This window comes from Actinacidiphila cocklensis (genome assembly GCF_907177275.1).
GTDB classification, from domain to species: Bacteria; Actinomycetota; Actinomycetes; order Streptomycetales; family Streptomycetaceae; genus Actinacidiphila; species Actinacidiphila cocklensis.
This window is the reverse complement of sequence record NZ_CAJSLV010000001.1, coordinates 139733-164366: the sequence shown is the minus strand read 5'-3', so window position 1 is coordinate 164366 and position 24634 is coordinate 139733. Positions and strand designations below refer to the sequence as shown.

General features: G+C 72.7%; 19 protein-coding genes. 8 read left to right on the top strand and 11 right to left on the bottom strand.

The annotated features are described in order from the left end of the window. Window positions 1-97: 97 nt before the first annotated feature. A complete protein-coding gene (locus NFU81_RS00580; protein WP_251483612.1) occupies window positions 98-946 on the top strand; it encodes a class II fructose-bisphosphate aldolase in 849 nt (282 codons plus the stop codon). A gap of 225 nt (window positions 947-1171) precedes the next feature. Next, the gene (locus NFU81_RS00575; RefSeq protein ID WP_251483611.1) at window positions 1172-2047 is read left to right on the top strand and encodes a DUF3592 domain-containing protein; all 876 of its coding nucleotides are present in this window, start codon (window positions 1172-1174) and stop codon (window positions 2045-2047) included. Here NFU81_RS00575 and NFU81_RS00570 read toward each other — a convergent pair. From NFU81_RS00570 to NFU81_RS00555, 4 genes are read right to left on the bottom strand one after another with little or no spacing between them, the layout of a single operon-like run. Then, a complete protein-coding gene (locus NFU81_RS00570; RefSeq protein ID WP_251483610.1) occupies window positions 2040-3308 on the bottom strand; it encodes a CHAT domain-containing protein in 1269 nt (422 codons plus the stop codon). The two genes, NFU81_RS00575 and NFU81_RS00570, sit on opposite strands and share 8 nt — an antisense overlap. A gap of 11 nt (window positions 3309-3319) precedes the next feature. Further along, entirely contained in the window at window positions 3320-4933 is a 1614-nt protein-coding gene (locus tag NFU81_RS00565; protein WP_251483608.1) for a tetratricopeptide repeat protein, read from the bottom strand. Between the two features lie 2 nt (window positions 4934-4935). Beyond that, window positions 4936-6231: a hypothetical protein gene (locus NFU81_RS00560; protein WP_251483606.1), complete on the bottom strand. Its 1296-nt coding sequence runs from the start codon at window positions 6229-6231 to the stop codon at window positions 4936-4938. Next, window positions 6231-7616, bottom strand: a complete 1386-nt coding sequence (locus NFU81_RS00555; RefSeq protein WP_251483604.1) for a hypothetical protein — start codon at window positions 7614-7616, stop codon at window positions 6231-6233. Before NFU81_RS00555 ends, NFU81_RS00560 begins: the two co-directional genes overlap by 1 nt. Before the next feature lie 124 nt (window positions 7617-7740). Here NFU81_RS00555 and NFU81_RS00550 point away from each other — a divergent pair, with 124 nt between their 5' ends. Next, entirely contained in the window at window positions 7741-8166 is a 426-nt protein-coding gene (locus NFU81_RS00550) for a hypothetical protein (protein WP_251483602.1), read from the top strand. 279 nt (window positions 8167-8445) lie between these two features. Then, on the top strand, window positions 8446-9021 hold the full coding sequence (locus NFU81_RS00545; RefSeq protein ID WP_274037392.1) for a TerD family protein: 576 nt from the start codon (window positions 8446-8448) through the stop codon (window positions 9019-9021). Between the two features lie 178 nt (window positions 9022-9199). On the opposite strand, the gene NFU81_RS00540 is transcribed toward NFU81_RS00545, so the two are convergent. From NFU81_RS00540 to NFU81_RS00530, 3 genes are all read right to left on the bottom strand, one after another. Continuing rightward, window positions 9200-10474, bottom strand: coding sequence for a hypothetical protein (locus NFU81_RS00540; RefSeq protein ID WP_251483598.1), 1275 nt, complete (start codon window positions 10472-10474; stop codon window positions 9200-9202). 402 nt (window positions 10475-10876) lie between these two features. Further along, complete coding sequence (locus NFU81_RS00535; RefSeq protein WP_251483596.1) at window positions 10877-12823, bottom strand: DUF8189 domain-containing protein; 1947 nt, start codon at window positions 12821-12823, stop codon at window positions 10877-10879. 97 nt (window positions 12824-12920) lie between these two features. Beyond that, the gene (locus NFU81_RS00530; RefSeq protein WP_251483595.1) at window positions 12921-13718 is read right to left on the bottom strand and encodes a hypothetical protein; all 798 of its coding nucleotides are present in this window, start codon (window positions 13716-13718) and stop codon (window positions 12921-12923) included. Between the two features lie 390 nt (window positions 13719-14108). On the opposite strand from NFU81_RS00530, the gene NFU81_RS00525 reads away from it, so the two are divergent. Beyond that, a complete protein-coding gene (locus NFU81_RS00525) occupies window positions 14109-14666 on the top strand; it encodes an RICIN domain-containing protein (RefSeq protein WP_251483594.1) in 558 nt (185 codons plus the stop codon). 79 nt (window positions 14667-14745) lie between these two features. Here NFU81_RS00525 and NFU81_RS00520 read toward each other — a convergent pair whose 3' ends face one another. After that, window positions 14746-16527: an ATP-binding protein gene (locus tag NFU81_RS00520; protein ID WP_251483593.1), complete on the bottom strand. Its 1782-nt coding sequence runs from the start codon at window positions 16525-16527 to the stop codon at window positions 14746-14748. A 379-nt stretch (window positions 16528-16906) separates the two neighbouring features. Here NFU81_RS00520 and NFU81_RS00515 point away from each other — a divergent pair, with 379 nt between their 5' ends. Next, entirely contained in the window at window positions 16907-17911 is a 1005-nt protein-coding gene (locus NFU81_RS00515) for an ArsR/SmtB family transcription factor (RefSeq protein WP_251483592.1), read from the top strand. A gap of 124 nt (window positions 17912-18035) precedes the next feature. Beyond that, window positions 18036-18569 carry a dihydrofolate reductase family protein gene (locus NFU81_RS00510; protein WP_251483591.1) on the top strand — a complete coding sequence of 178 codons (534 nt, stop codon included), beginning with the start codon at window positions 18036-18038 and terminating at the stop codon, window positions 18567-18569. Window positions 18570-18824: 255 nt separating this feature from the next. On the opposite strand, the gene NFU81_RS00505 is transcribed toward NFU81_RS00510, so the two are convergent. From NFU81_RS00505 to NFU81_RS00495, 3 genes are all read right to left on the bottom strand, one after another. Beyond that, on the bottom strand, window positions 18825-22574 hold the full coding sequence (locus NFU81_RS00505; RefSeq protein WP_251483590.1) for a family 78 glycoside hydrolase catalytic domain: 3750 nt from the start codon (window positions 22572-22574) through the stop codon (window positions 18825-18827). Between the two features lie 319 nt (window positions 22575-22893). Then, a complete protein-coding gene (locus NFU81_RS00500) occupies window positions 22894-23244 on the bottom strand; it encodes an antibiotic biosynthesis monooxygenase family protein (protein WP_251483588.1) in 351 nt (116 codons plus the stop codon). A gap of 180 nt (window positions 23245-23424) precedes the next feature. Then, window positions 23425-23871 (bottom strand): anthrone oxygenase family protein, encoded by a 447-nt coding sequence (locus tag NFU81_RS00495; RefSeq protein WP_251483587.1) that lies wholly within the window; start codon window positions 23869-23871, stop codon window positions 23425-23427. Window positions 23872-23962: 91 nt separating this feature from the next. Between NFU81_RS00495 and NFU81_RS00490 the strand changes: the two genes are divergently transcribed. Then, on the top strand, window positions 23963-24541 hold the full coding sequence (locus NFU81_RS00490) for a TetR/AcrR family transcriptional regulator (RefSeq protein ID WP_251483586.1): 579 nt from the start codon (window positions 23963-23965) through the stop codon (window positions 24539-24541). Window positions 24542-24634 lie beyond the last annotated feature (93 nt).

The following is a 24634-nucleotide window of genomic DNA, read 5'->3' as shown; positions in this document are numbered from 1 at the left end:
GCCCACCACGACCCGGCCGGTGCGGACGTGACCCGTCCGCACCGGCCGGCTCCATGAACCACGCCGATCGTGCCGATCCGGCGGAAGGAATCCACCCATGTCCCTGGTATCCACGGGAGAACTCGTCGCGCGGGCTGTGGCCGGCCGCCGGGCCGTCCCCGCGTTCAACGTGATCACGCTGGAGTACGCCGAGGCGGTCACCGCCGGCGCCGAGGCGGCCGGCTCACCGGTGATCCTGCAGATCAGCGAGAACGCCGTGCGCTTCCACGGCGGCCGGGTCGAGCCGCTCGCGCGGGCCGCCGCCGGGGTCGCCCGCACGAGCCGGACCGACGTCGCCCTGCACCTCGACCACGTGACCGACGTCCGGTTGCTGCACGAGGCGGCCGACGCCGGGTTCTCCTCGGTGATGTTCGACGCGGGCGCGCTGCCGTACGCCGACAACCTGGCCGCCACCCTCGCCGCGGCGCGCTGGGCACACGGCGCCGGACTGTGGCTGGAGGCCGAACTCGGCTACGTGGGCGGCAAGCCCGGTGCGCCCGCGAGCGCGCACGCGGCAGGGGTACGCACCGACCCGGACGAGGCGGCACGCTTCGTGGCGGACACCGGCGTGGACGCCCTCGCGGTCGCCGTCGGCAGCAGCCACGCGATGACCGAGCGCTCCGCGTCCCTGGACCACGGGCTGATCGAACGGCTCCGCGACGCGGTGCCGGTCCCCCTGGTCCTGCACGGCTCGTCGGGCGTCGGCGACGACGACCTGCGCGCCGCCGTCACGGCGGGCGTCGCCAAGGTCAACATCGGCACCGCGCTCGGCATCGCCTTCACCCGCGCGGTCCGCGACGCTCTGCAGGCGCGTCCCGACACGGCCGACCCCCGGCACTACCTCGACCGCGGCCGGGCGGCCGTCGCGCAGACCGTGCGCGAGCTGTGCTCCGTCGTCGCGCTCTGAGCGCGGGACCGCGGCGACGAGCGCGGTACCGCCGCGAATCGGCGCCCGGCGGGAGGTGAACCTGGGATCGGTAGGCGCGGCAGCGCACCTAGCCTCCAACCGTCAGGACACACACGACGGCACTGCCCGGTCGGCAGCGCGCAGCCGGTGGTCCGCAGCCAACGGCAGAGCCGGCATCTCCGCGCAGTAGCGGATGCGGTGCGCCAGGCACGACGGGAGGCTCGGGTGGGCGGGCAGGAGATGCTGGGCCTGTGGTGGACGGTGCCGGCGGGGCTGGCGGCGGTCGGGTACGCGTGCTCGCTGGCCGGGGTGACGCGGGCACAGCGGGCGGTGTGGGTGACGGCGCGGGTCGTGGAGGTGCACCAGCCGGCGCACCATGACTCCAAGAGGCCCGGGATACCGGTGACGGTCGCGTTCCAGGATCCGGCCACGGGGCGGGAGTTCAGGCTGCGGCACGCCGGACGGCACGGGCACGTGGTGGAAGCGGCCTGGGTGGGCCGGGAGTTCCCGGTGCGCTATCCGCGGCGCAGGCCGGAGCGGTTCCGCCTGATGGTGGACGTGTGGGGAGAGAGGCGGGGGCTGATCTGGCCGAACTGCACGGTCCTCCTGACGCTGGTGGGGCTGGTCGTCCAGTCGTTCTTCGTGTGGGGCTGGCCGTGGGGGCTGGTCTGCGTCGGCGGCCTGCTGCTGCTCAACGGGGCGCTCAGCCGGGACGGTGACATTGCGCGCGCCCGCGCGGCTCTGATGGACGGGGCCGTCGCCGTCCCGGGCCGTGTCGTGGCCGTCACCAGGGACATCCACACCGACGGGGAGGGCGGCGAGATCGTCAACCACGCTCCCGTCGTCGCCTTCACCACCCACGAAGGCGTTCAGGTCACCGCGCTGTGCCGCGAGGGCATCGCGAACCCCGGCCTGTCGCTCGGCCGCGACGTGACGATCCACTACGCGCCCTCCGACCCGTCCGTCCTCACCCCCGACCCCGAGCACGACCGCCGCGAGCGGGCAGCGGGCGTCAGGTTCGTCGTCGGGCTGCTGCTCGCCGGGACCGCGGCGGTCGCGGTGGGCGCGGCGGCCCTGTGCCACCTCCTGGCCGTCACCTGACGATGCAGGTCATGGCCGCCCACAGCAGCGGTGAGTGCTCGATCCCGCCACCGGTGCGCCAGCGGTCCAGTTGCCCTCGCTGCCAGACGCCGAGCCGGCGGACGGGGTCGGGGTGCTCGTGTGCGGCGTCGACGGCGATGACGGCCTCGGTGAGGGGGCGTACGGACTCCGGCACGCCGGCCAGCCGGTGGAAGGCGAAGCTGGTGGGCAGCACCCAGCGGGTGGCGGTGACCAGTTCGGCACCGTTGTGGATCATCGCGGACGCCAGGCCGAACGACTCGGCGAACCGCAGGTCGCCCCCGCTCTCACAGGCGATCAGGGCGACCCGCGCCGGCGCGGGCCACAGCTGTGCCCCGGGGACGCCGTCGGCCCGCAGCGGGAGGGTGCCCAGGAGGAGGTCCTTGGCCGAGAGCGGCCGGTGGGTGCGGATCACCTCCGTCAGGCCGTCGGTTCCCGGACCGCAGCACAGATGCAGCGCGCCGTCCTCGCTCTGGCCGCCCTCGACCGGCGCGCCGCTCACATGCCCGACGTACATCAGCCGGCGTGCCCCCTTCCTCAGCACCGCGCCCAGCCAGTCCCGGTCCAGGTCGGTGCGGCGGAACGCCTCGGCGGGGGCAGCCACTTGCGGCACGACGGCACCCGCGTCGAGACGGCTCTGTACGAGCGACAGCAGCCCGGGGTCCGACCCGGGCGCGCCCAGCACCGAGCCGAGCGGGGAGTCGGCCCGGAACCCGGGTACCCGGGGGTCGAGGACGAGCACGACGGCGTCGGCGTGGGCGTGGGCGTCGGCGTCCGGCGCTTCGCGGGAGGGGGCGCCCGGCCGCCGCAGTGACGCCGGCGCCGTCGTCACGACGTCCGCGAGGTCGAGGAGCCGTACGTCACCGCCGCCGTCACCGCCGACCGCGAGCAGTTCCCACGGGACCTGGGCGACCCGGGGCGACGGCTGGATCCGCACCAGCGGACGGCCCGCGCGCTCCGCCACGTGGCGGATCTGCTCGGTCAGGCCCGATGGCCACAACGCCTCGGCCAGCACGCGCGCGAGCAGGCGTTCCGCCTCGTACGCGGCCATCGCCCCCGACGCGAAGGCACGCCGCATCCCCTCCGCCCCCTCCCCCGCGCCGGGCAGAGCGGCCGTCAGCGCGCGGACCGCCTGGTCGACCTCCCCGCAGGGCGCGTGCCCGGTGCCGAATCCCTGGGCCACGCGCGTCCACGTCCAGGTCATGTAGAGGTCGCCGGCGTCGGCCAGCCGGACCTGGACCACCGCGCGGTCCGTCAGATCGTCGGCGACCAGAACAGCACCTCCTCCTCGCTCACGATCCGCCGGTGATAGCGGAATTCGGCTGCCTTGACGTACTGCTCGAGCGCGATGCGGCCCGTCTGCGGTGACATCACCACCTTCGGCGGCGGTGCGACGCGCAGGCCGACGCCGGCAGCGGCCTCGGCTGCCACGCCGCCCAGCGTCATCGGGCCGGCGGTGGGCGCGTACGTCTTCATGGCGGCCGCCGGGAAGGCCGTCCCCCCGGCGGGGGCGGCCGGCGGCGTACGGTCGGTGCGGCCCAGAACCAGCGAGGCGCCCGCGCAGCGGTGTTCCACCAGTTCGAAGAGCAGCCCCTGGTCCCCGCTGCGGATGACGAGGCGGAAGGCCAGCCCCATGGCGTCGTTCGCCAGCTCCAGCCACTGGCTGCGCGCGTGGGCGGTGGCGAAGTCGTAGCGGGCGGCCTCCAGCGTCAGGGCGACGGGTAGTGCGAGGGAGACCGCGGTGGCGACCGACGCCCTCTCGTGGGCGCCGTGGTCGGTCCGGTTCAGGTTGTCCTCAAGGGCCTTCGCGAGCATGAGGTCCACCTGTGCGCACCGCTCGTACAGTCCGCGCTCCTGGTACACGTCGCGCGCGCCCTGCGCGAGCCGCGCCATCTCCTCGGTGTCGCCCTGCTCGTACGCCTGCCGGGCGCCCAGCAGCATGGTGTCGGCGGCGGCGATCGTGGCGCCGAGCCGTTCGAAGCGGGCCAGGCTCGACGCCGTCAGGTCGTTCGCTGCGGCGGCGTCGCCACGGCACTCGGCGAGAAGGGCACGGGCCTGTTCGCAGACCGCGAGATCCTCGAACTGGCCCTGCCGTTCGAAGACCGCGGAGGCCTCGGCGTACAGCTGCTCGGCGCGGTCGAGGTCGCCGGCGCGCATCGCGGCATAGGCCCGGTGGGAGATCAGCTGCTGCCGTCCCGAGGTGTGTCCCAGCCTCAGGTAACCGTCCTCCGAGCGGGCGAAGTAGTCCTCCGCCAGGTCGAACCGCCCGGTCGAGGCGCAGACGACCCCCAGGCAGTCCAGCAGATGAGGCTCGACCGCGGGAGTGGCGGACAGCAGCGCCGAGGCCAGTTCCTCGGCCGCGCCCCACTCGCTGCGGTCCAGCAGCAGATGCACCCGGGACAGGCCGATCTCGGCGGTGCGCAACCCCTCGGGATCGTCGAACTCGGGCAGCAGGGCCGCCGCCTCGTCCACAGCCGCCTGCGCCTCGTCCAACCTCCCGGTCCTGCGCATCAGTTCCGATCCGGCCTGCAGTGTCTTCAGCAGGACTTCCAGCCACAATTGCCGACCGAGCGGCCCCATCGGCACGGATGACAGACCACGCACCAGACCGAGGGCCTGCTCGACGCAGAGGGCCGCCCCCGGCAGATCCGTGGCCGTGAGCCGGACCGCCGCGAGGTCGGACAGCAGGTGCCCGCGCAGGAGCCGCACATCGGGAGAGTCCTCGATCGACTCGGCGACGGTGAGCAGTTCCTCGTAGACGGCCCGCGCGGCGGCGGGATCCGGGGTCAGCTGGTGGCGCTCGGCCAGTTCGAAGCCGCTGTCGAACGGCTCGCCGTACAGCGACATGACCGTCTCGTCCTCCGGCACGGCTAGAAGTCCTCTTCGGTCGCGGCGGCGGCGATCTCGGCGAGGAACGGCCCCGAGTGGCTGTCGTACGCGTCGTGGATGTCGTGGGTGTCGTACGGCGAAGGCCGCGCCGCCGCCAGCCGCTGCCGGGCCAGGGCGCGGACCGCGTCGCGGTGGACCGCGTCGCCGGGGGCGCCGGTGCCCGGGTCGAATCCGGGGAGCAGGACGCCGACCTCGATGCGCGGCGGCATCGCGGGCAGGCCCCGCTCAAGCTCCCGGTCCGCGTCAAGGTCCGTGTCCGCGTCAAGGCGCAGGTCCGCGAGGCCTGTCCACAGGTCGTCCCGCCGGGCGAGCGGCACCCGATGTGCCCGGCCGCCGTTCACGCGGACCTCGGCCACCAGGGGAGCACCGGCGACGGGCGCGGCGGCATCCGCGACGACCTCGACCTCGATCCTGCGGCGGGCTCCGACCGCGCGGGCGGTCCACGACACCGCGTCCTCCGCGGCGTCGACGAGGCCCGGCGGGTAGCGGAGCCAGTCGTTGTTCCCCGAGCCCCGGGCGATCACCCGGCCGCCCGCTGCCGGCGGTCCGCCCGCGGCGAGGGCGTAGTCGCGGGGGCGGGCGAACAGCGCGCCGAGGTCGAGCGGCGCGCCGGCTGGAGGCCGCCGGTCCAGGGCCGACCGGAGGCGGCGCAGGGCCGGCCCGTCCATCCCGGCGCTGTCGGCGGCGTCGTCGAGCAGCCGCAGGACGCCGTCCAGGTGGCGGCCCGTACCCGTCGGCCCCGGCGTCGCGCGCCACCACTGGAGGAGCGGGTCGAGCGCGGCCTGGTGCTCCTCGATCAGTTCGGCCACGCAGTCGTCGGGCTGATCGTCGAAGGCCGTGTCGAACAGTTGCTGGCACTGGTGGGTGAGCGCGGCCAACTCCAGCCCGAGCACGTCCGGTTCGAGCGCCGGTATGCCGTCCGCGTACGAGGCGGGCCACCACCGGGCCGCCCAGTGCCCGAGGGCGAGCCGCGCCGCGCCGCCCGCCAGCGCGGTCGCCCCGTACGCCACCCGTACGCCGTCCGGCCCACCCGCCGCGCGGTCGTGCACGGCGGCGGCGACCCGTTCGCCGTGGACGGCCCACAGCCACTGCTGCGCGCGCTCCGGATCGTGGATCTCCGCGGCCGGAGGGGCCGGTTCGTCCAGGACGGGCCAGGTCAGCACGGCTCCCGCGACGTCGAGGACGGCCCGGGTGAAGGCGGGGCACGCGGGTTCGCCGCCGACCCGGACGGTGCCGTCCGCGTCCCGGGTGACCTCGATGCCGGCGGCCTGCGGCATCACGCGCTGCTCGCCTCGGACGCCCGCGCGGGGGCCGCCGCCAGCGTACGCAGCGCCGACCGGACCCTCGCGCGGTGGTCCATCATCACCGACCGTGCGACCCCGTCCAGCACGGCCCACGCCGACGCCGTGTCGTCCAGCGGCGCGTCCCGGACGTCCCGCCCGTGCAGCCGCACCCACAGTCGCCGCATGTAGGCGGCCCACGGGGTGCGCAGATCCTGCGCGAGGGCGTCCAGGACGCCGCCGTCCGGGTCGGGGGCGGGGCCGGGGGAAACGGTCATCCTGCGCGCCCGCAGGACCGACGCCTCCCGCTGCCAGCGGCTGTTGACGGCGCGGTGCGCGGCCGTCAGACCCGCCCGCCCGGCACCGGAGTCCTGACCGCCGAGCGGATCGAGGCCGACCGCGAGCCGGCCGCCCAGCACCACGGCGACCCGCAGGCTCTCGTCGTACAGGCCCAGCGGGGCGCAACTGCGGCCGGCCTCGCGGCGAACCAGCTCGGGCACCGCCGGCAGTTCCTCGCGGTGCGCGGACGACTGGAGCACGGTGAAGAGCCGCTCGAAGAGTGTCCGGTCGAACGGCGCGGAGAGCGTGGCGGTCGAGGCGCTTCGGCCCACCGCGGGACGCGGCGGCACCTGATGCACGGTCAGCCCCAGATGCGCGGGCAGGTCGTCCCGCCCCCAGACACCGCTCGCGCGCGCCCACAGGGCACGGCCGAGCAGGCTGCCGTGTCCGCCCTCGACCATGGCCGTGAAGGCCGGTGCGCCCTTTCCCGGTGCCGGCGGCCCGCAGGCTTCGAGGACTTCGGCCGCCAGGGCGACCCCCGCGACGGCGTCCTGCGCCGGGGCCGTTCGGCGGTCTCCCCACGCGGCGGCCAGCTCCGCGTCGAGCCGCGAGCGGCGGGCGGTGTCGGCCAGGTGGTCCTTCAGCGCCTCCACCGTGCGCCCGCCCGCCGCGTCCGCGATGTCCTCCAGTACCGCCCTGGCCACGGCGTCCGCACCGGCGGCGGGAGCTCCGTGCTCGGTGGCCATCTCGAAGCAGCGCTGGAAGTACAGGTCCTGAGGGTTGCCCGCCACGACGCCCAGCGCCCGGCGGGTCCTCTTCAGCAGCGTGAACCACCGTGCCGTCGCCTCAAGTCGCGCCCCGCACTCCCGGATCAGCTCGCCGAGCCGCCCGGCCTCGCCGGCGTCCAGGAAGTCCGCCGCGAGCTCCGGACGCAGCGCGGGCCTGACCACCAGGGGCAGCAGGATCAGCTTGACCGTACGCGTCAGCGGCGCACCCCCGGGGCCGCTCAACGGTTCGAGCCCCGGGCCGAGTTCACGCCAGGCCCGGTCGATGACCATGCCGCGCGGGCGGCGTTCGCCGGTCGGCTGGCTCTGGGACGGCATGGCACGACAGTACGTCCTGATGAAACCGGCCGTCGAACCTGGGATCGGTAGGCGCTGCCCGGCCCCTACCGTCCGTCCCATCAGCAGGACTGGCACCTGACGTCAGCGGGAAGGAAGGCACAGCATGGGAATCTTCGGAAAGCGCAGGAGCCGCGAGGAGCGGGCCGCCGAGATCGCCGGAAAGGTGGCCGACGGCAAGGGTTTCTACGGCCGTATGACGCGCGCGGCCCTCGGCGGGGAGGACTTCGCCAGGCTCCAGCAGACGATGGACGCGTACAACTCAGGTATCAACGTGCAGCAGTTGCTCGCCACGGGGGCGCCGACCGTCTCCGCCGTCGTGGTGTCGATCAGCGACACCGGCAAGCTGGTCAACTTCGACCCGATCGTGGACCTGGTCGTCCAGCCCTCCTCCGCAGTCGCCGACCGGATCGCGCTCCAGACCATCGTCTCGAAGCTGCGCATCCCGCGCACCGGCGACCAGGTGCTGCTGATCGCCGACCCCACCCGGCCCGGCGGCTACCTCTACGCCGGGGACGGAACGGCGCGGTGACGACAGCGCTGCGGGAAGTCCTGGCGACCGGCACCGTCCTGCCGGCCTTCGACGGCCGGGTGCTACCGCGTCGTGCTCGCTGTGGCCGGCGGTCGGCGCCAGGCGCCTGCGGATCACCGTCAGAGAAGAGCAGTGCCCCGCGGCTCGGGTTCCGCAGCTCAGGCCCCGCCGTACCGCACCGGCCGTGTGCCGGGATGGCTGGAAGGCGCCGCTCGAAGCCGCCCGGGGGCGGGAAGGTGTGGACAACGGGGGCGTGCAAGGGTTAATCGAGAGTGAGAGGTGGCGGCCCATACACGGCCGCCCAAGGGGGGAAGGCGTCCGATGAGCGGCCTCAGCAAGGGCATCGAACGGGCCGAGGCACGGCTGAAGTGGGACCCGAGCCCGCTGGGGGCTCCGCCGAGCGATCTGGACCTGATCGCGGCGACGTACCGGGTCGGAGCGGAGCACGGCGACCCGGCGTACCTGGTCGCCTTCGACAGCCGGTTCTCGCCCGACGGCACGATCTGGCTCAACCGCGACAGCACCGACGGCAAGGGCCTGGGCTTCGACGAGGTGCTGACCCTCGACCTGGGCCGGCTCGGCTCCGAGTACGGCCGGGTCGTGGTGGGCGTGGCGATCCAACAGGGCTTCGGCCGACTGGAGTTCCGGAATGTGGCGAACCCGGCCTACCAGCTCGTGACCGGCTACACCGTGCTGGCCGAGGGCGACTTCACCTCGGTCGGCCCTGCCACGGGGGCGACGGTGGCGGAGTTCACGCGCAGCGCGTCGGGCGCGTGGGAGTTCCACAGCCTGCTGGTCGGCTACGACGCCGACCCCGACACCCTCAGCCGGACGATGGGCCATCCGCCGGCCTGAGCACCGGCCCGGCGGTTCGTGGTTGCCGTCCCCGGCGAAGGCCCCGGGATCACAGGGACGATCCGCCGCGACCGCTGAAGGGCCGCTGCACGCGATACGCCTGCTCCCTGAGAGCCACCGGGGCCGAAGGGGCGCCGGGCGCCGACCGCGCCCGGCGTCCCCTGTGCCGTCAGGGTTGTCAGCAGGTCGGGACGCCTGGCAGCCAGGCGTCCGGCACGTCGATGTAGATGTTCGAGATGTACCCGCCGTAGCCGGGCAGGTAGGCCCATCCGTCGTTGCTGTAGCCCTCGGCGTTGACGAGTTGCCCGTGCACCTGGCAGCTGACGGTGACGTTGGTCGGTCCGCCCAGTGTCGCCACGGTGCTGGAGCCGGTGTTCGCCTGGGAGTGGATGCGTACACCCGTGCCCCAGGTGGTGAACTGGCTGCCGGAGGTTCCGCCGCTGGTCCACAGGTAGGTGACCGTCACCCAGCCGTTGTCGTTCAGGCCCACGTTGTAGAAGGTGCCGTCGGCGAGATCGATGCCCGCGGGGTTGGACACGGTCCGGCCGAAGCCGTCGTGGCCGCCGTTGTAGCCGCTCTGGTAGGCGGCCTGCGCCTCGGGGACTCCCTGGGCCAGGTCCTGGAAGGTCTGCCGGACCGAGGACGGGTTCCAGTAGTCGTCCTGGGTGTTCCACGGGCCGACGTCCCAGACCGGCGCGGTCTCGCAGCGTGCGGGGCCGCAGACCTGCACCGAGTACTGCCCGCTCCCGTTGGGCGACAGGCCCCGTCCCGAGGGCAGTGCGACGAAGTGGTCGCTGGACTTGATCACATGGCCGTTGGCGGTGGTGCCACCGACCAGGCCTTCGCGGGTGGCGTAGACCCGGGCGCCGACCGCTGCGGGCTGCGCCACGGCCAGCGGGTCGGCCGTCCGTTCCGCGTGCAGGCGCAGGCCGCGGATACGGGCGCCGGCGGTGGCGTCCTGCAGGGTGATCCGGCTCTGGACGACGATGGCCTCGGCCGGCAGATCGGCCGGGACGCTGCTGGTGGCTTCCCGCCACTCCGACCAGCTGCCGTCGGCGGCCCGCCCCCGTACGTCGACGACGGCGCTCGCGCCGGCCGGCAGGTCCGCTTGCAGATCCGCGGTGACGCGGTTGACCGGAGCGGAGAGGGTGTGGGCCGCCTCGGTCTGCGAAGCGAATCCGGCCGAGGCGCTGCCCGCGGCCGCGGGGTGGAAGGCCGGGGACGCCACCCGCAGCGCTCCGGCGGTGTGGGCGAGGTTCACCTCGTCGGCGCCCGCCGGGCCGAGGTCCACGGTCCAGCCGGCTGAACCGGGAGTGGGTGCCGGGCCGGAGGCGGCGGCGGGCAGGGCTCCGCCGAGGAGCAGGGACCCGAGCGCGGCGGCGACGAGGAGCAGCCGCGAGGCGCGTGTTGAGGGCGGGCGTGGGGAGTCTCCCGAGGGAGATGATGTGTACATGGCAGCTGAAGTTACTGGTCGAGGCAGAGCCCCGCCAAGAGCGCCCCGCCATCACGCCGGAGCCCATCGACGCGGCAGCAAGGCGGCCGCCCGCCCCCGAAGCGACCGGAGGAACCCCACCATGGCCGGCGTCCTCGGGGCCGGTGCCGGCATCGGTGCGACACTTATCGCCCCGAAGACGGCCGCCACCGCGAGGCTCCGCGAGCTGCACACCCGTTCGACCGGCCCGGTGCAGGCAGCCCCGGCCGGTGATGGCCGGACAGCTCGGGGCTGCGCAGCGAACTCCAGCACAATCGACCGTCCCCGCCCGGCAGTTCGGCGTACCCGCGGTGATGCCGCGGGCGCCCGGCGCGGCCGGTGGCCCCCACCGGGAAGGGTCCGGTGGGGGTCAGGCGTCGACCCTCAGGTCGAGATCCTCACCCATCCGGGGGCGAAGGCGGCGCTGTTGGGTGCCGTCTCGTCATCGCCCCAGTAGGCGTACGTGGTCGGGTCCTGGGCGAAGGCGATCAGCCGGCCGTCGGCCTCGTTGGAGAGCATCGGGACGATGTACGACGGGCCGCCCATCTTGGTCCAGCCGCTCGCGAAGGCGCCGCTGTTGTCGGCGGTCTCCTCGACATACCAGACGGAGTTGTCCTGGGGGTTGCGGGCGGCGATGACGATGCGCCCCCTGGCGGGACCGGACGTGGTGGGCTGCTCGCCCTCGTTGCCGACGCTGAGGTCGTTCGCCGCGCCGCCGACCTGCGTCCAGCCGCTGTCGAACGCGGCGCTGCCGGGCGCGGTCTCCTTCGTCGTCCAGACCGAGCTGTCGTTCGGGTCCTGGGCCACGACGACGATGCGGCCGTCCCCCTCACGGCCGAGCGACGGGCGGTTCTTGGCCGGTCCACCGACCTGTGCCCAGTCCGGTGAGAACGTCCCCGTGCCGGCACCGGTCTCCTCGACGTACCAGACGGACGCGTCGACGACGTTGCGGGCGAAGACCGCCATGCGGCCGTCGGCCTCGTTGGACACGGTGACGTCGAGGGCGGCATCCCCGACCTTCTCCCAGCCGGGCGCGTAGGAGCCGGAGTTGACCGCGGTCTCCTCGTCCATCCAGATGGAGCCGTCCGTCGGGTCCTGGTCGAAGACGACGACACGGCCGTCGGCTTCCCGGGCGAGGGTCGGCCGGCTCTTCGCCGCTCCCCCGATCCTGACCCAACCGGCCTCCATGACACCGCTGTCGGGGGCGGTCTCCTCGGTCGACCACACGGAGTCGTCGGTCAGGCTGGTGGCGACCAGGACGATACGGCCGTCGGCCTCGGCTGTGGCCGTGATGTCCCGTGCGCTCGTTCCGACCTGCGCCCACGTCTGCGGCCAGGTGCCGTTCGGGCTGTTCTGCGCGGTTGTCCAGACCGAGTTGTCCGTCGTGCTGAGCGTGAAGTCGCGGATGCGCCCGTCGGCCTCGCGCGCGGTGGTGAACCGCCCGTTGCCCTTGTTGGCGACCGTGAAGGGGGTCGCGGAGAACGTCCGGGTGCTGCCGTCTGTCAGCAGGGCGCTCACCGAGACGGTGTAGCTGCCGTTCGGCACCTTCGCCGTGTCGAGCGTCGCCGGGTACGTGGGACCGCCGGGGGCGCGGATCTCCAGCTTCTCGGGGCCGGCGATCTCGTAGTTGACGTACTCGACGATGCCTTCCTGGCTCGCGGTGGCCGTCAGCTGGACCGTGCCCGTCACGGTGGACCCGCTGGTGATGCCGTTGATGCGGATACCGAACCCGGCGGGGACGGTCGATGTGATCTTCTTGTAGCGCAGCCCGACGTATCCGCTGGTGGGCCAGCCCTCAAGGCTGCTGCTGTGGATGTTCGCCGAAGTGGGGCCGTGGGTCGGCTGTCTGGAGTTGCTCTCGGCGTAGTAGGTGAACGTCCCCGTGGACTTGTTGGTCCACTTGTCGAACAGCCATATGTGCTCGTGCGGGTAGGCCATGGCGTCGCCCTGCTGCAGGTTGCTGAAGCTCCCGATGCCGGTGTCGTAGGCGGAGTTGGGCGTGCCGTTGACGTTCGTGAAGTCGTAGGGCGCGGGATCGGTGACGATCAGGCTCCTGCTGAGGTGCCAGGCCATCGAGACGAATCCCGAACAGTCCTCGCGGTATTCGGTGCCCTGCGGGTCGGGTGCCCAGGCGCTCTGGTCGTAGGGGACCTTGTCGGTGACCCAGGACTGGGCTCGGGTGATCATCTCGGCGCCGGTGATCGGGCCGCCGACAGTACTCGTGGCGTGTGCGGCCGGCGCCACGCACAGCAGGGCGGCGGTGACGGCGGCCAGCGCGAGGCCGGTCGGGCCGCGGCGACCGCGCCAACGGTGGAACAGGCGTGTGGACATCGGGATATCGGGCTCCTTGACATCGGCTGGTTGTCCGCCGGGTTACGTTGTCCCGCCCCTTCGGTTCCGGGGCCAGGCGCTCGGTCCGGGCGGGGGCTCAGGACACCGCGTCGGCGGCGAGCATGGCGAGCACGGCCGGGTCGCCGGCCGCGTCGTATCCGTCGGGGCGACTCGCGCCGAACTCGGTGAACGCGGCGACGACGACCGTGCTGCCGTGCCGGATCAGGTAGTAGTGGTTGACCTGCGGTCCGGCGGCCGAGAGGCCGGCGACGGCGTTCCAGGTGCGGGACCAGGCGGCGCCGGCCTCGTTGCGGGCGGTCCGGGTCACCCGGGCGTCGGCGGCGAGCGCGGAGCCGCGCTGCAGGTTCTGCGAGGTCGCCTGGCAGTCGCGCATGCCGGACTGGATCGCGGTCGCGGCGGTGGCGGCGGCGGCGGCGTCCGGGAAGCTGAGGATGTCCTCCTGAGCGGGTGTGTGCTGGGCGCTGACGTATGCCTGCTCGTGCCAGGCCGTGACACCGGGCGCGTTCGCGCACTCGTTCAGGCTCACCCGGTGCTCCGCCGACAGCGGCATCGCGACCAGGGTGCCCGTGGCGCGCCAGCGGGCGACCTCTTGGTGAGGGAGGCGGGACGGCGGGATCGGCGCCGGTATCCGCCGGTCGGACCCGCCTGCCGGCGCGGTCGCCGGGGCGTGCGTCACCGCGGGCGGCTGCGGCCCCGCCGCGGTCCCCGCGGTGGTCGGCAGCGCGGCGCCGGACGGGCCTGCGGGTGCGGGAAGGTTCTGGCTCACCTGGGACCGGGCCGTCGCACCGCACGCGGCGACGCCGGCGGAGATCGCGCAGAGGGCGAGACCGGCGAGGAGGCGGCGCAGGACGCGCGCGACGCGGTACGTGTTCATGGCTGGGCTCCAGCGGGATCTGGTGAGGGAAAGCGCCGTAGGCAGCGCCGTTTCCGCGCAAGCACCGCGCAACGGCTCTCTGCGAGTGGGAGTGTGTCCGCGGTTCACGGCGCAGAGCCATTTCTCCGGTCAAGTCCGGTCGCTGCGTGACCGCCGGCAGGGCACGCGAAATCGCCGATGAACAACGGCGAATTCGCCTTCCCTTCTGCTCGCCCGGCCGTCCGTTCTCTTGCTCGGTCCCGGAACGGTGACCGCCCGCCGGACCGTTGCCCGGCCGGACACGGCGCCTGTCCGGGCTTGACCGGAAAACTGGCTCCCCGCAGCCCTCACGAACACAGTGGTCGCACCCACCACTCGGACGCACGAACAGCCAAAAAGGGGAGCTGCACCATGAAGGCCCTAGCCAGATCCGCACTCGTTGTCGCCGCCATGACGGCCACCGCCCTGGTCGGGGTGACGGGCACGGCCAATGCCTCGATCATGGTCGAGAATCAGCAACTGGCCAACGTGGCGGAGAGCAACGACGGTCCCGCGTGCGTGATCGACGTGAACGGCAGCTTCATCGACTACTGCGGGCCGAACTGGGGCGGTGCCGGCTGGTGGAACTTCGAGTCCGTCTACCCCGATGCCCCGAACCACGCCTACGCGAACGTCCGGATCCGCAACACGTCGACGAACCTGTGCCTCACGGTTCTGGACCAGGTCGGCCCGGGCGGGGTCGTCGGCAGCAAGGAGGTCTCTCCGCGCTCCTGCAACGGAGCGCCCAATCAGGAGTGGGCCAGCACCCGGAGCGCGGCCGGCTATCTCAACTACTTCAACTTCCAGTACCGCGTGTGCCTGGACGGCGGCCACGGGGACACCTACGGGTACCCGGAGAACGGCTGCAACGCCCACGGGGAGAACTACTGGGAGGACTGGTTCTACCTCGCCCCGGGGACACCGTCGTAGAGATCTGCCCCGTTCACCCTGCTGCCACGGCCGCTGGAACCGCGGGGGGCTCACCGGTGTCGCCGGTGAGCCCCCCGGGTCAGGCCCTGTCGCGGACGACGGCGAGGTCGGTCGTGAGCGCCCGGCCGCGTACGTCTCCGTGTGCGGTGCCGCGTGCGGTGTGCAGTGCGAAGGCCTGACGGAGGGTTTCCAGCGAGGCCGGGTAATCCTTTGTCACGGCCTGGGCGATACCGAGCCTGTCCAGCGCCGCGGCCTCCCCGCGGACGTCGTTCGAGGCGCGCGCGCTTTCGACGGCGATCGTCATGGCGCCGACCCAGTCGTGTGCCCTGCCGTGCAGCAGGAGGTAGTCGCTCAGGACGACGGGCAACTGCCAGGCGACGGCGTGATGACCCCGTTGTGCCGCGAGCCGGACCGCGGCAAGCAGGCCGGGGAGTTCCTCCTCGCACCATTGCAGGGCCTGTGCCCGGTCGGCGAAGGCCATCGGGGTGCAGCCGGCCGGCAGTGCGACGTCCAGCGGGCGGGCCGGCGGGGCGAGGAACCGGCCGGCGGCGCGGGCGCTGTGCAGGCAGAACGCGAGGAGCCGTGCCACGGCGGCGTCCGCCTCCTCGGGCCGCTCCCGGGCGAGACCGGCGGCGTAGACGCGTAACAGGTCGGGCAGTCCGAAGCGGCCGAAGTGCCCCTGCCGCACGAGGTGTTCGTCCTGCAGACACTCCAGCAGGTCGCGGGCCACCGCGGGGTCGACACCGGCGAGGGCGGCTGCGGTCCGCGGGGTGAAGTCGCCACCCGGGTGCAGCCCCAGCAGGCGGAACATCCCGCGCGCCGGCTCGGGCAACCGGGCGTACGACAGATCGAGGACCGGTCGCAGGGCGCGGCCTCCGGCGCGTATCGCGTCCAGGCCGCCCTCGGCCAGATACTCCGCCGCGTCCGCCACCCGCCACCCGGTCCGCGCCCGCAGCCGCGCCCCGGCCAGGGCGACCGCGAGCGGCAGGCCGCCGCACAACTCCGCCACGCGGACGGCGTCGTCGATCTCCGCGGCAATCCTTTCCCGACCCGCCGTCGCCGCCAGCAACTCCACCGAGTCCCGCACCGTGAGCGCGTCGAGCACATGCACGCTCGTCCCGTCCAGTCCCGCCAGGCTGCGCCGGCTGGTGATCAGCACCAGACAGGACGGGTCGCATCCGATCACGTCACGCACCTGGGCCTCGTCGGCCGCGTTGTCCAGCAGGATCAGCGCGGCCCTGCCCCGCAGACGGTCCCGGAACATCGCGGCGCGCTGGACCACGCCGTCCGGGATGTGCTGAACGGGCACCCCCAGGGCGCGCAGGAAGCCGCCGAGGACCTCGGCCGGCGCGGCGGGCGGCCGGTTCGCGTCGACGCCGTGCAGGTCGACGTAGAGCTGGACGTCCGCGAACTTCCCGGACCGCACCAGCGTGTGCGCGGCCTGAAGGGCGAGCTGGGTCTTTCCGACCCCGCCCATCCCCTCGATGACGCAGACGGCTGCCGTCTGCCTTCCCGCCGGCGACAGCGCCGCCCGGAGGATGCCGGCGAGTTCCCTCTCCCGCCCCGTGAACGTCGCCGGCGCGCGGGGCAGTTGCCTGAACACGCCGGCCGGACCGCCGTTCTTCGCCCTCGCCTGCACTGCCACGCAGGCAGCACGCCAGCGAGCCACCGTCGGTTCGCCGGCTCCGAGCGCACGCACGATCGCGACCACGAGGTCGAGGTCCAGGCGTTTGCGGCGCGCCTGGAAGACGTCGCCGATCGTCGACTGGGAGACTCCTTGCGTGGATCTGAGCAGCGGCCCGACCCGCCTGGCCAACGCACGGTAGGACGGTCCGCCGGCCCACAGGCGGTACTCGTTCAACGCCGTGATGAATTCGGCCAGATCCGCGGCGCGACCGGGATCAGGGCACGAACCCTCTGAACCTGACATCGGTTTCCCCCCGTGGGCATGTCGATGGGCGCATACGCGGCCGGGATGGACCGGCTTCCGTGACGCACACCCTCTTTTGCGTGGCCGGCGAGCGGCCGGATAGGGCCAGCGTCCTGTCGACGCCCGTCGTCGTCGATCGTTTCTGCGAGAGGTGAAACGTCGCCTCGCCGCGGCCGCGGCGCCGAGCGGGGCAGCGAGGGCCAGGGGCTCGCAGAACCCTCGGTTCGGGCAGCGGCTAGCCTTCCGTACGGCCGGAGACCAGGCGGGCCGACGGCATCGGCGCCGACCGTCTGGCAGGGAGGGGACGGCGATGCTCAGCCTGCGCTTCACCATCGAGGATCTGCTGCAGGTGCGGTTCGCGCCCGAGCCCGCGCCGCTGATCGAGGCCGGCCTCGCGCTGGCGGTACTGCACGCCGGCAGCCACGAGCCCTCGCTCGCCCACTGGCGCGGGAGGACGGTGACCGGTCTGTCGACGCGTTCCGAGTCCGCGGTGGGACGTGTGGCCGGGTTGCTCCGTCCCGACGGCCTCGGCCCGACCTTCCTCGACCCGCCGATCGCCGACCTGTCCGAGGCGCTGGACAAGGTCTCCACGGTCAGCCGGCAGCAGACGACCGCGGAGCTGGAGCGGCTGTGGCAGGGGCGCTCCCGCCCGGGCGGCGCCTGGAGGTCCGCGGTGGAACACCACGAGGCCCCCGCGTGGCGCGAGTTGGTCGCCTCGCTCGCCGAGTGCTGGCGGGCGGTGCTGGAACCCTGGTGGCCGCGACTGCGCGAGGGCTACGCCGGTGACGTGGCCTGGCGCGGCCGAGTCCAGCAGGAGCAGGGGCTGCGGGCGATGCTGGCCGGCCTGTTTCCCGGCGCGGCCTGGTCGGGAGCCGACCTCCGGCTGCCGGGACCGCGCACCGCGACGGTGGACGTGGGAGGCGCGGGACTGACCCTGATGCCGTCACTGCTGTGGCGCGGCGTACCGCTGCGGACCCGGCATCCCGACGGGTCCCTGCTGCTGGTCTACAGCGCGCTGACGCCGCTGCCACTGCTGCCGGAGCCCGATCGCGGCGCCGACCCGCTCGCCGGGCTGCTCGGGACGACACGGGCGCAGGCACTGCACCTGCTGGCCGACCCGCACACCACCACCGGGCTGGCCCGCACCCTCGGCGTCAGCGCCGGCTCGGCCTCCGCCCACGCCAAGACGCTGCGCGCGGCGGGGCTGGTCGCCACGGTCCGCGAGGGCAAGGAAGTCCGCCACACCTGCACCCGGCTCGGCCGCCTGCTGCTGGCCGGCGGCACGCTTCCGGCCGATCATGGACCGGACGGGTGACGTCGGGAGCCGATGATCCTGAAATGCCCGGTCCGGGGCCGGTTCGTTTCGGCGGCCGGTCGAGTCTTCTTCTACAGGAGCGGGTTCAGGACCAGCCTGGGCCGCGAGCAGGAGGAGGCGCGTCGTGCGTAAGTTGGTCGTGAGCAGCCTGGTCACCGCGGACGGTGTCCACGGCGATCCGCAGGTGTGGGCCGGGGAGTACTCCGACGAGGAGGCCGGCGCGGCGTGGCTCGAGGCGCTGAACAAGAGTGATGCGTTCTTGATGGGCAGGAACACCTACGAGCTGTTCGTGCAGATGTGGGGGAACCCGCAGGGGCCTTACCTCGAACGGCTGCACGAGATGCCCAAGTACGTCTACTCCTCCACGTTGACGAAGGCGGACTGGAACAACACCACGATCGTCGCCGGCGACCCGGTCGCCGCCGTGCGGGAGCTCAAGGCGCAGGGCGACGGCGACCTGATGCTCTACGGCTACGGCCGGCTCGCCCAGGCGCTGCTCGAGGACGGGCTCGTCGACGAGCTGCACTTCGTCGTCAACCCGGTCGTGCTCGGCAGCGGGACCCCGCTGTTCCGTCCGGGCAAGCGCGTGAACCTGCGCCTGGACTCGGTCACCCAGCGCGGCAACGGCGCCGTCACCCTGGCGTACGTGCCCGCGTGAGGCGCGGCGAGCAGGACCGGCGGGAGCCGGCCTTGTCCTTGCCGATGACATCATCCACGCCGGCCAGAGCCGATGCGCCGGCAGTCTGGACACGGATCTCAGCACGCCTCAGCCGGCGCCCGGGACTCCCCACGCAGAAACCGGCGGCACGGCCCACCGTTCGGCCGTGGTGGCCCGCAGCGGACTCAGAGGGTGAGCTCAGCGCCGGCCCCGGGCGTGCCCGTCCGGGGCCGGCACCTGCATCAGGGCGGCGGCTCAGGCGGTGGCTGTGAAGGTGTAGGCGCCTGCGGGCAGGTCGTACGTGGCTGACGCGGTGGGCACGGCCTCCGCGGGGGCGGTGACGGAGGCGGGTCGGGAGGTGGGCACGACCACCGTCGCGGTGACGTTGGCGGGAACGGTGACCTGGAGCGTCACCGTGCCGCTCGCGATGGACCAGCTGCTCCGGGCGGTTCCGCAGGGCGTCTGGTAGGTGGCGGCGGCCGAGGTGAGTCCTCCGCCGGTCCTGGGGGCGATGAGCAGGGCCTGGTAGCCGGGGGCGGCCGGGGCCAGCCCGGCGACGTGCCGGTAGAGGAAGTCGCCGACCGAGCCCAGGCCGTAGTGGTTGAAGGAGTTCATGCCGGGGTCCTGGAAGGTGCCGTCGGTCTTGATGCCGTCCCATCGTTCCCAGATGGTGGTGGCGCCGCGGCTGATCATGTAGCCCCATCCGGGATAGCCGGTCTGCAGCAGGATCTGGTAGGCGATGTCCGCGTGACCGTTGTCGGCCAGCACGGGCAGCAGGTTCTCCACGCCGAGGAAGCCCACGGTCAGGTGCCCGCTGCCGGCCGCGACCTTGGCGGCGAGCTTGTCGGCTGAGCGCTGGACGAGCGCGGCGGGGACCAGGCCGAAGGCGAGGGCGAGGACGTAGCCGGTCTGGGTGTTGGTGCCGATGGAGCCGTCCGAGCCGATGTACTGGCCGGCGAAGGCGGCCGCCACCTGGCCGGCCAGCTGCCCGTAGGAGGTCGCCTGGGAGGTGCGGCCGGTGGCAGCGGCCAGCCGCGAGACCAGGCGTGCGGCCCAGCCGAAGTACGCGGTGCAGATGAGGTCGTGCGGGGTGTCGTCGCTGACGTTCAGCCAGTCACCGTACGTCGTCTGGTTGCGGATGAGGTTGCTGCCGGCGGTGCTGTGCAGGTAGTCGACCCAGGCCGCCATGGCGGTGAAGTGCCGGTCGGCGACCCGCAGGTCGCCGAAGCGCTGCCACAGTGTGTAGGGGATGATCACGCCCGCGTCACCCCAGCCGGCGGTGCCGGAGCCGCTGATGACGGCGGGCGCGACGTCGGTGAACGCGCCGTCGGACTGCTGGTCGTCGACCAGGGCGTCGGTGAACTCGGCCAGCAGGCGGTGCGTGTCCAGGTTGAAGGTGGAGGTGGCGGCGAACGCGGCGATGTCGCCGGTCCAGCCGAGGCGTTCGTCGCGCTGCGGGCAGTCGGTGGGGATGGACAGCATGTTGCTGTGCTGGCCCCAGGTGATGTTGTGCTGGATCTGGTTGACCAGGGAGTTCGAGGTGCTGAAGGTGCCCAGCTGGGCGGCGCTGGTCCAGGCGGCACGGCCGGTGAGGGTGGCGGTCGTCGGGGTGAAGCCGGCGGGGAGGCCGGTGAGCTCGACATAGCGGTAGCCGTGGACGGTGAAGCGGGGCTCGTAGGTCTCGGCGGAGCCGGTGCCGGCGAGGGTGAACCGGTCGGTCGCCTGCGCGGTGCGCAGGTTGGTGGTGTAGAGCGTGCCGTCAGGGTTGAGGACCTCGCCGTGGCGCAGGGTGACCGTGGTGCCGGCCGGGCCGGCCAGGGTGAGCCGGTTCCAGCCCGCGAAGTTCTGGCCGAGGTCGGCGATCCACACCCCCGTCTGCGGCTGGGTGATGGCCACGGGCGGGAAATCCGCCTGAACGGTGACGCCTCCGTCGACCTGGGAGACCAGGGTGGGCAGCGCGAGCGAGGCGACGGTGACCGCCGTCCAGGAGGTGTCGTCGAACCCGGCCGTGTCCCAGCCGGTGACGGCCAGGCGGGCGTCGTAGGTCTCCCCGGCGTACAGGTCGTCGGCCCGGATCGCGCCGGCGGCAGTCTTCCAGCTGCCGTCGGTGGCGATGGTCTGGGTCGTGCCGTCGGTGAAGGTGAGCCGGAGCTGGGCGGAGTACCAGGGCTGCGTGCCGTACTTCTGGCTGCCGGCGAAGCCGATGTTGCCGCTGTACCAGCCTTTGCCCAGCCAGGCCGCCAGCGCGTTGGAGCCCTGACGGACTTGTGAGGTGACGTCGAAGACCTTGTACGGCACGCGCTTGTTGTAGTCGGTCCAGCCCGGGGACAGGGCGTCCGAGCCCACCTTGGCGCCGTTCAGGCGGGTCTCGTGCAGGCCCAGCGCGGTCGTCAGCAGCCGCGCGGATGCCACCGGCTTGGAGATCGTGAAACCCTTGCGCAGCATGGGAGACGGTGTGATCACGCGCACCTGCGTGCCCCACGGGCCGCCCCCGGCCGCGGCCACGTTCATCGCGGCCGGCCAGCTACTGTCGTCGACCCCTGCGCCGTTCCAGCCGGTCGGCCCGGACTGCGCGGCCTTCCAGGACGTGTCGCTGTAGACGACCCGGCCATCGGGCAGGAGCAGCTTGGCGAGCAGACCGGTCGGCGACACGCTGGTGTTCGTGCAGGCCACCGCGATGATGTTGGTCCCGGCCGTCAGGAACGCGGCGAGGTCGACCAGTGCGGCGGCCTTCCAGGAGTCGGTGCCCCTCGGCGAGGAACTGACCAGGGTGCCGTTGACCCAGACGTCCCAGGTGTCGTCGGCGGTGATCATCAGCACCGCGCTCGCCGGGGCGGAGGATAAGGCGAGCGTGCGACGGAAGTAGCGGGTGGCGGCGGGTGCCGAGGAGGCGGGGTTCCCCTCGGGGTACCAGATCCAGCTCGCCCCGGAGAAGTCCGGGGGCGCGGCCTGACCGATGAAGGCACCGTGCCATTCGGTGGCCGGGTCGAGCAGGCCGGTCTCGAACCACTGCAGGTCGCTCCAGGCACCGGCCCGGCCCTGCGTGTCCCACACGCGGACCCGCCAGTAGTAGCGGACCAGGCTGCTGGGAGCCGGGCCGCCGTAGGCGATGTCGATCTGCTGCGCGGAGGAGACCTGGCCGCTGTCCCAGATGTCCGCGCTGCCGGCGCTCGTCGAGGAGACCTGGATCTGGTACCCGGCCTGGTGCTGCTGAGGGGCCGCGGAGCCCAGGACCCAGCCGAAGCGCGGTTGGGCCGTATCCACGCCGAGAGGGTTGGTCTGGTGTTCGACGGTGTGCGCGGTGACGCCGAGCGGTGATGCGGCGGTGAGGTCCGGGGCTGTCACGTCGGAGTACCACGGGGCGACACCGTAGGCCCCCAGATCCATCGCGGCCGACCAGGCGGAGTCGTCGAAGGCAGGCTGCTCCCATCCGCTCGGCGCGGTCTGCGCGCAGCGCCAACTGCCGTCGGTGGTCGGGTCCGTGGTGCCCCCGCCCGTCGCGACGTGCAGGTGCCCCACCAGGCCGGCGGGGCCGCCGGAGTTCTTGCAGGCGATCGCGATCGTGTTGCCCCCGGTGGTCAGCGCCGGGCGCAGGTCGACGTAGAGGGACTTCTTCCAGGAGTCCGCCGCACGCGCGGAGGCGGCCAGGTGCTGCCCGTTGAGCCACACGTCGACGGCGTCGTCACCGGTGACCACCAGCTGCGCGTCGCTGACGGCCCCGGCCGGGACCGTGAATGCCCTGCGAAAGTACCGGTGCGCGACGGGGGCGCTGACGCTCGGGTTCCCCTCCGGATACCAGATCCAGTGGGCACCCGACAGGCCGACCGGCGTGGCCGGGGCGCTGAGCGGGGCGGCCGCAGCGGCATGGGGGCTCGCGAGCATGCCGGCGGCCACTACTCCCGCCGCCACGCCCGAGCCGGTGCTGAGGAAACGCCGCCTGCTCAGCGGCAGCCGGTCCACGCCGGGCTCGGTGACGCTTCCGTTGTGCGTCGATTCACTGTGCAACGCCGTACTCCTTCTCTCGAACCGCCTCCGTGTGGTGGCCGCAGGCGGCAGGTGCCGGGCAGACCGCATGCGCCCGACGCATGCACATCCACCAGAGAGTGTGAAACGTTTCAGTTCCTAGCGTGCGAGGGCAATGTAGAGGCACGCCCGGGGCGGGTCAATCGTTGCAACAGTGAAAACCGAGAGCCCGGTGCGCAGGGTGCTCGCGCGGGCAGGCGTCACGCCGGCGGTCCTGGCGGCCCGGCATGGTGCGGAGGCGTGACTGTCCGGGGGAGGGCGCGGCTTCTCCGGCTGCCCTCCCCCGGCTACAACTGCCGTGTCATACGTCGATCTGCTCGAAGATGTGCGGATACGACTCGATGTCGTCGGGGAACTCGGCGACCATGCGGTGGAACTCCGGGCTGCCGAGCGCCGCGGCGAGGGCCTCGGTCGACTCCCAGACCGCGACGTTCATCACAAGCCGGCTGTCCGCCGTGCCCTTGTGCAGCTGCAGGGTGACGAATCCCGGCTGAGCCATCATGAACTCCGCCTGCCTGCGGAAGAGGGACCGGAACTCTTCAGCCCTCTCCTTCGGAACGACGAAGGTGTTGGCCATGACGATGCGCCCGGTCTTCTCCTTGAGCTGCGCGAACATCGGCGTATTCGGGTCGAGACTCTGCAGCTTGACCATTTTCGGAACTTCCTCTCGCTGTCGGTGAACGGGTGCCGCTGGGTGTCGCGTCCTGCGGATACCAGCGGAGTTCCAGTGTGTTGGCGTTCCGGTCCTGGATGTGGACGGACGTGGCGCTGCCGCACTTCGGCACGAGGCCGAGCGGTTACGGCTGACGATCGGGCGGGTGAGCCGGTGGGCTCACGTGAGGGCGGCGACCAGCAGGGCGAAGGCGCCGATGATGACGGCGACACGGACGTAGTGCCCGCGCTCCCAGCGGTTCAGCTGCTCCTGCCAGTCCTCGGGCCGGTTCTCGGGGGTCCACGTCTTGTTCCGGTTGTTGATCGGAACGAGCAGCAGAAGCGACATGACCACGCTGACGGCCAGAAGCGCGCCGGCGGTGACGACGAGGCCGGCGCCGTGGTGGTGCCACCCGGCGACAGCCCAGGCACCGACGAGGACGAGCGAGCCGATGTACCAGAACGGCATCACGGCGCCGAGCATCCGACCCCCGTGGGCGTGGCCGAGTTGGCGACTGTCCTCCGGGAGGGCATTGAGGATCGGGTTCATGACGAAGGCGACGGAGAACTCCACCCCCACCATCACGCCGACGACCACGGTGGTGACGACCTCGAGCGCGTTGAGCATGATGACCCCTTCTGGTATCTAGCGTCGCTAGCTGATGAGGCAACGCTAGCGCTACTGTCGCTCTCATGTCTAGCACTGCTAGGATCGAATCATGTCGGTACAGGAACGCAAGGCACGCGAACGGGCGGAGCGCGAGCGCCTCATCGTGGCGACGGCCCGCGAACTCGCCGAGCAGCAGGGCTGGGACGCCGTCACCACCCGCCGGCTCGCCGAACGGATCGAATACAGCCAGCCCGTCCTCTACAGCCACTTCCGCGGCAAGCGCGAGATCATCGGCGCTGTCGCCCTCCAGGGCGCCACCGAAATGGCCGCGGCGGTGCGGGCCGCGACCGCCGCCGCGGACGGCCCGCGCGCCCGGGTGTACGCCCTCGCCCGCGCCTATCTCGACTTCGCCGCACGCAACCCGGCGGTCTACGACGCCCTCTTCCAGCTCGACGGCGGTCTCGCGTACGCGCAGGAGGACACCCCGGAACCTCTCAAGGACGCCTTCGCCGCGCTGCTGGAGTGCCTCGGCGAGGTCACTGGGGACGGCGTCGGCCCGGGACTGTTCACCGAGGTGTTCTGGGCGTCCCTGCACGGGGTGGCGACCCTGACCCGGTCGCGACGGCTGCTGCCGGAGGACACCGAACCGAGGGTGAAACTGCTGGTGGACCGGCTCGCCGTGGTCTGACACCCACCTACCTGGGTACGGCGAACGACCTGACCTGCGCGAATGGTATTTCGGCAGGAGCAGCGCCGGAGGGCGGCGGGGCCTGAGGCCCCG

What these genes read in the sequence shown, in the direction of transcription:
- NFU81_RS00580 (WP_251483612.1), top strand. Translation starts at nt 98, where the DNA reads ATGTCCCTGGTATCCACGGGAGAACTCGTCGCGCGGGCTGTGGCCGGC.
- NFU81_RS00560 (WP_251483606.1), bottom strand. Translation starts at nt 6,231, where the DNA reads ATGCCGCAGGCCGCCGGCATCGAGGTCACCCGGGACGCGGACGGCACC.
- NFU81_RS00555 (WP_251483604.1), bottom strand. Translation starts at nt 7,616, where the DNA reads ATGCCGTCCCAGAGCCAGCCGACCGGCGAACGCCGCCCGCGCGGCATG.
- NFU81_RS00550 (WP_251483602.1), top strand. Translation starts at nt 7,741, where the DNA reads ATGGGAATCTTCGGAAAGCGCAGGAGCCGCGAGGAGCGGGCCGCCGAG.
- NFU81_RS00540 (WP_251483598.1), bottom strand. Translation starts at nt 10,474, where the DNA reads ATGTACACATCATCTCCCTCGGGAGACTCCCCACGCCCGCCCTCAACA.
- NFU81_RS00535 (WP_251483596.1), bottom strand. Translation starts at nt 12,823, where the DNA reads ATGTCCACACGCCTGTTCCACCGTTGGCGCGGTCGCCGCGGCCCGACC.
- NFU81_RS00530 (WP_251483595.1), bottom strand. Translation starts at nt 13,718, where the DNA reads ATGAACACGTACCGCGTCGCGCGCGTCCTGCGCCGCCTCCTCGCCGGT.
- NFU81_RS00525 (WP_251483594.1), top strand. Translation starts at nt 14,109, where the DNA reads ATGAAGGCCCTAGCCAGATCCGCACTCGTTGTCGCCGCCATGACGGCC.
- NFU81_RS00515 (WP_251483592.1), top strand. Translation starts at nt 16,907, where the DNA reads ATGCTCAGCCTGCGCTTCACCATCGAGGATCTGCTGCAGGTGCGGTTC.
- NFU81_RS00500 (WP_251483588.1), bottom strand. Translation starts at nt 23,244, where the DNA reads ATGGTCAAGCTGCAGAGTCTCGACCCGAATACGCCGATGTTCGCGCAG.
- NFU81_RS00495 (WP_251483587.1), bottom strand. Translation starts at nt 23,871, where the DNA reads ATGCTCAACGCGCTCGAGGTCGTCACCACCGTGGTCGTCGGCGTGATG.
- NFU81_RS00490 (WP_251483586.1), top strand. Translation starts at nt 23,963, where the DNA reads ATGTCGGTACAGGAACGCAAGGCACGCGAACGGGCGGAGCGCGAGCGC.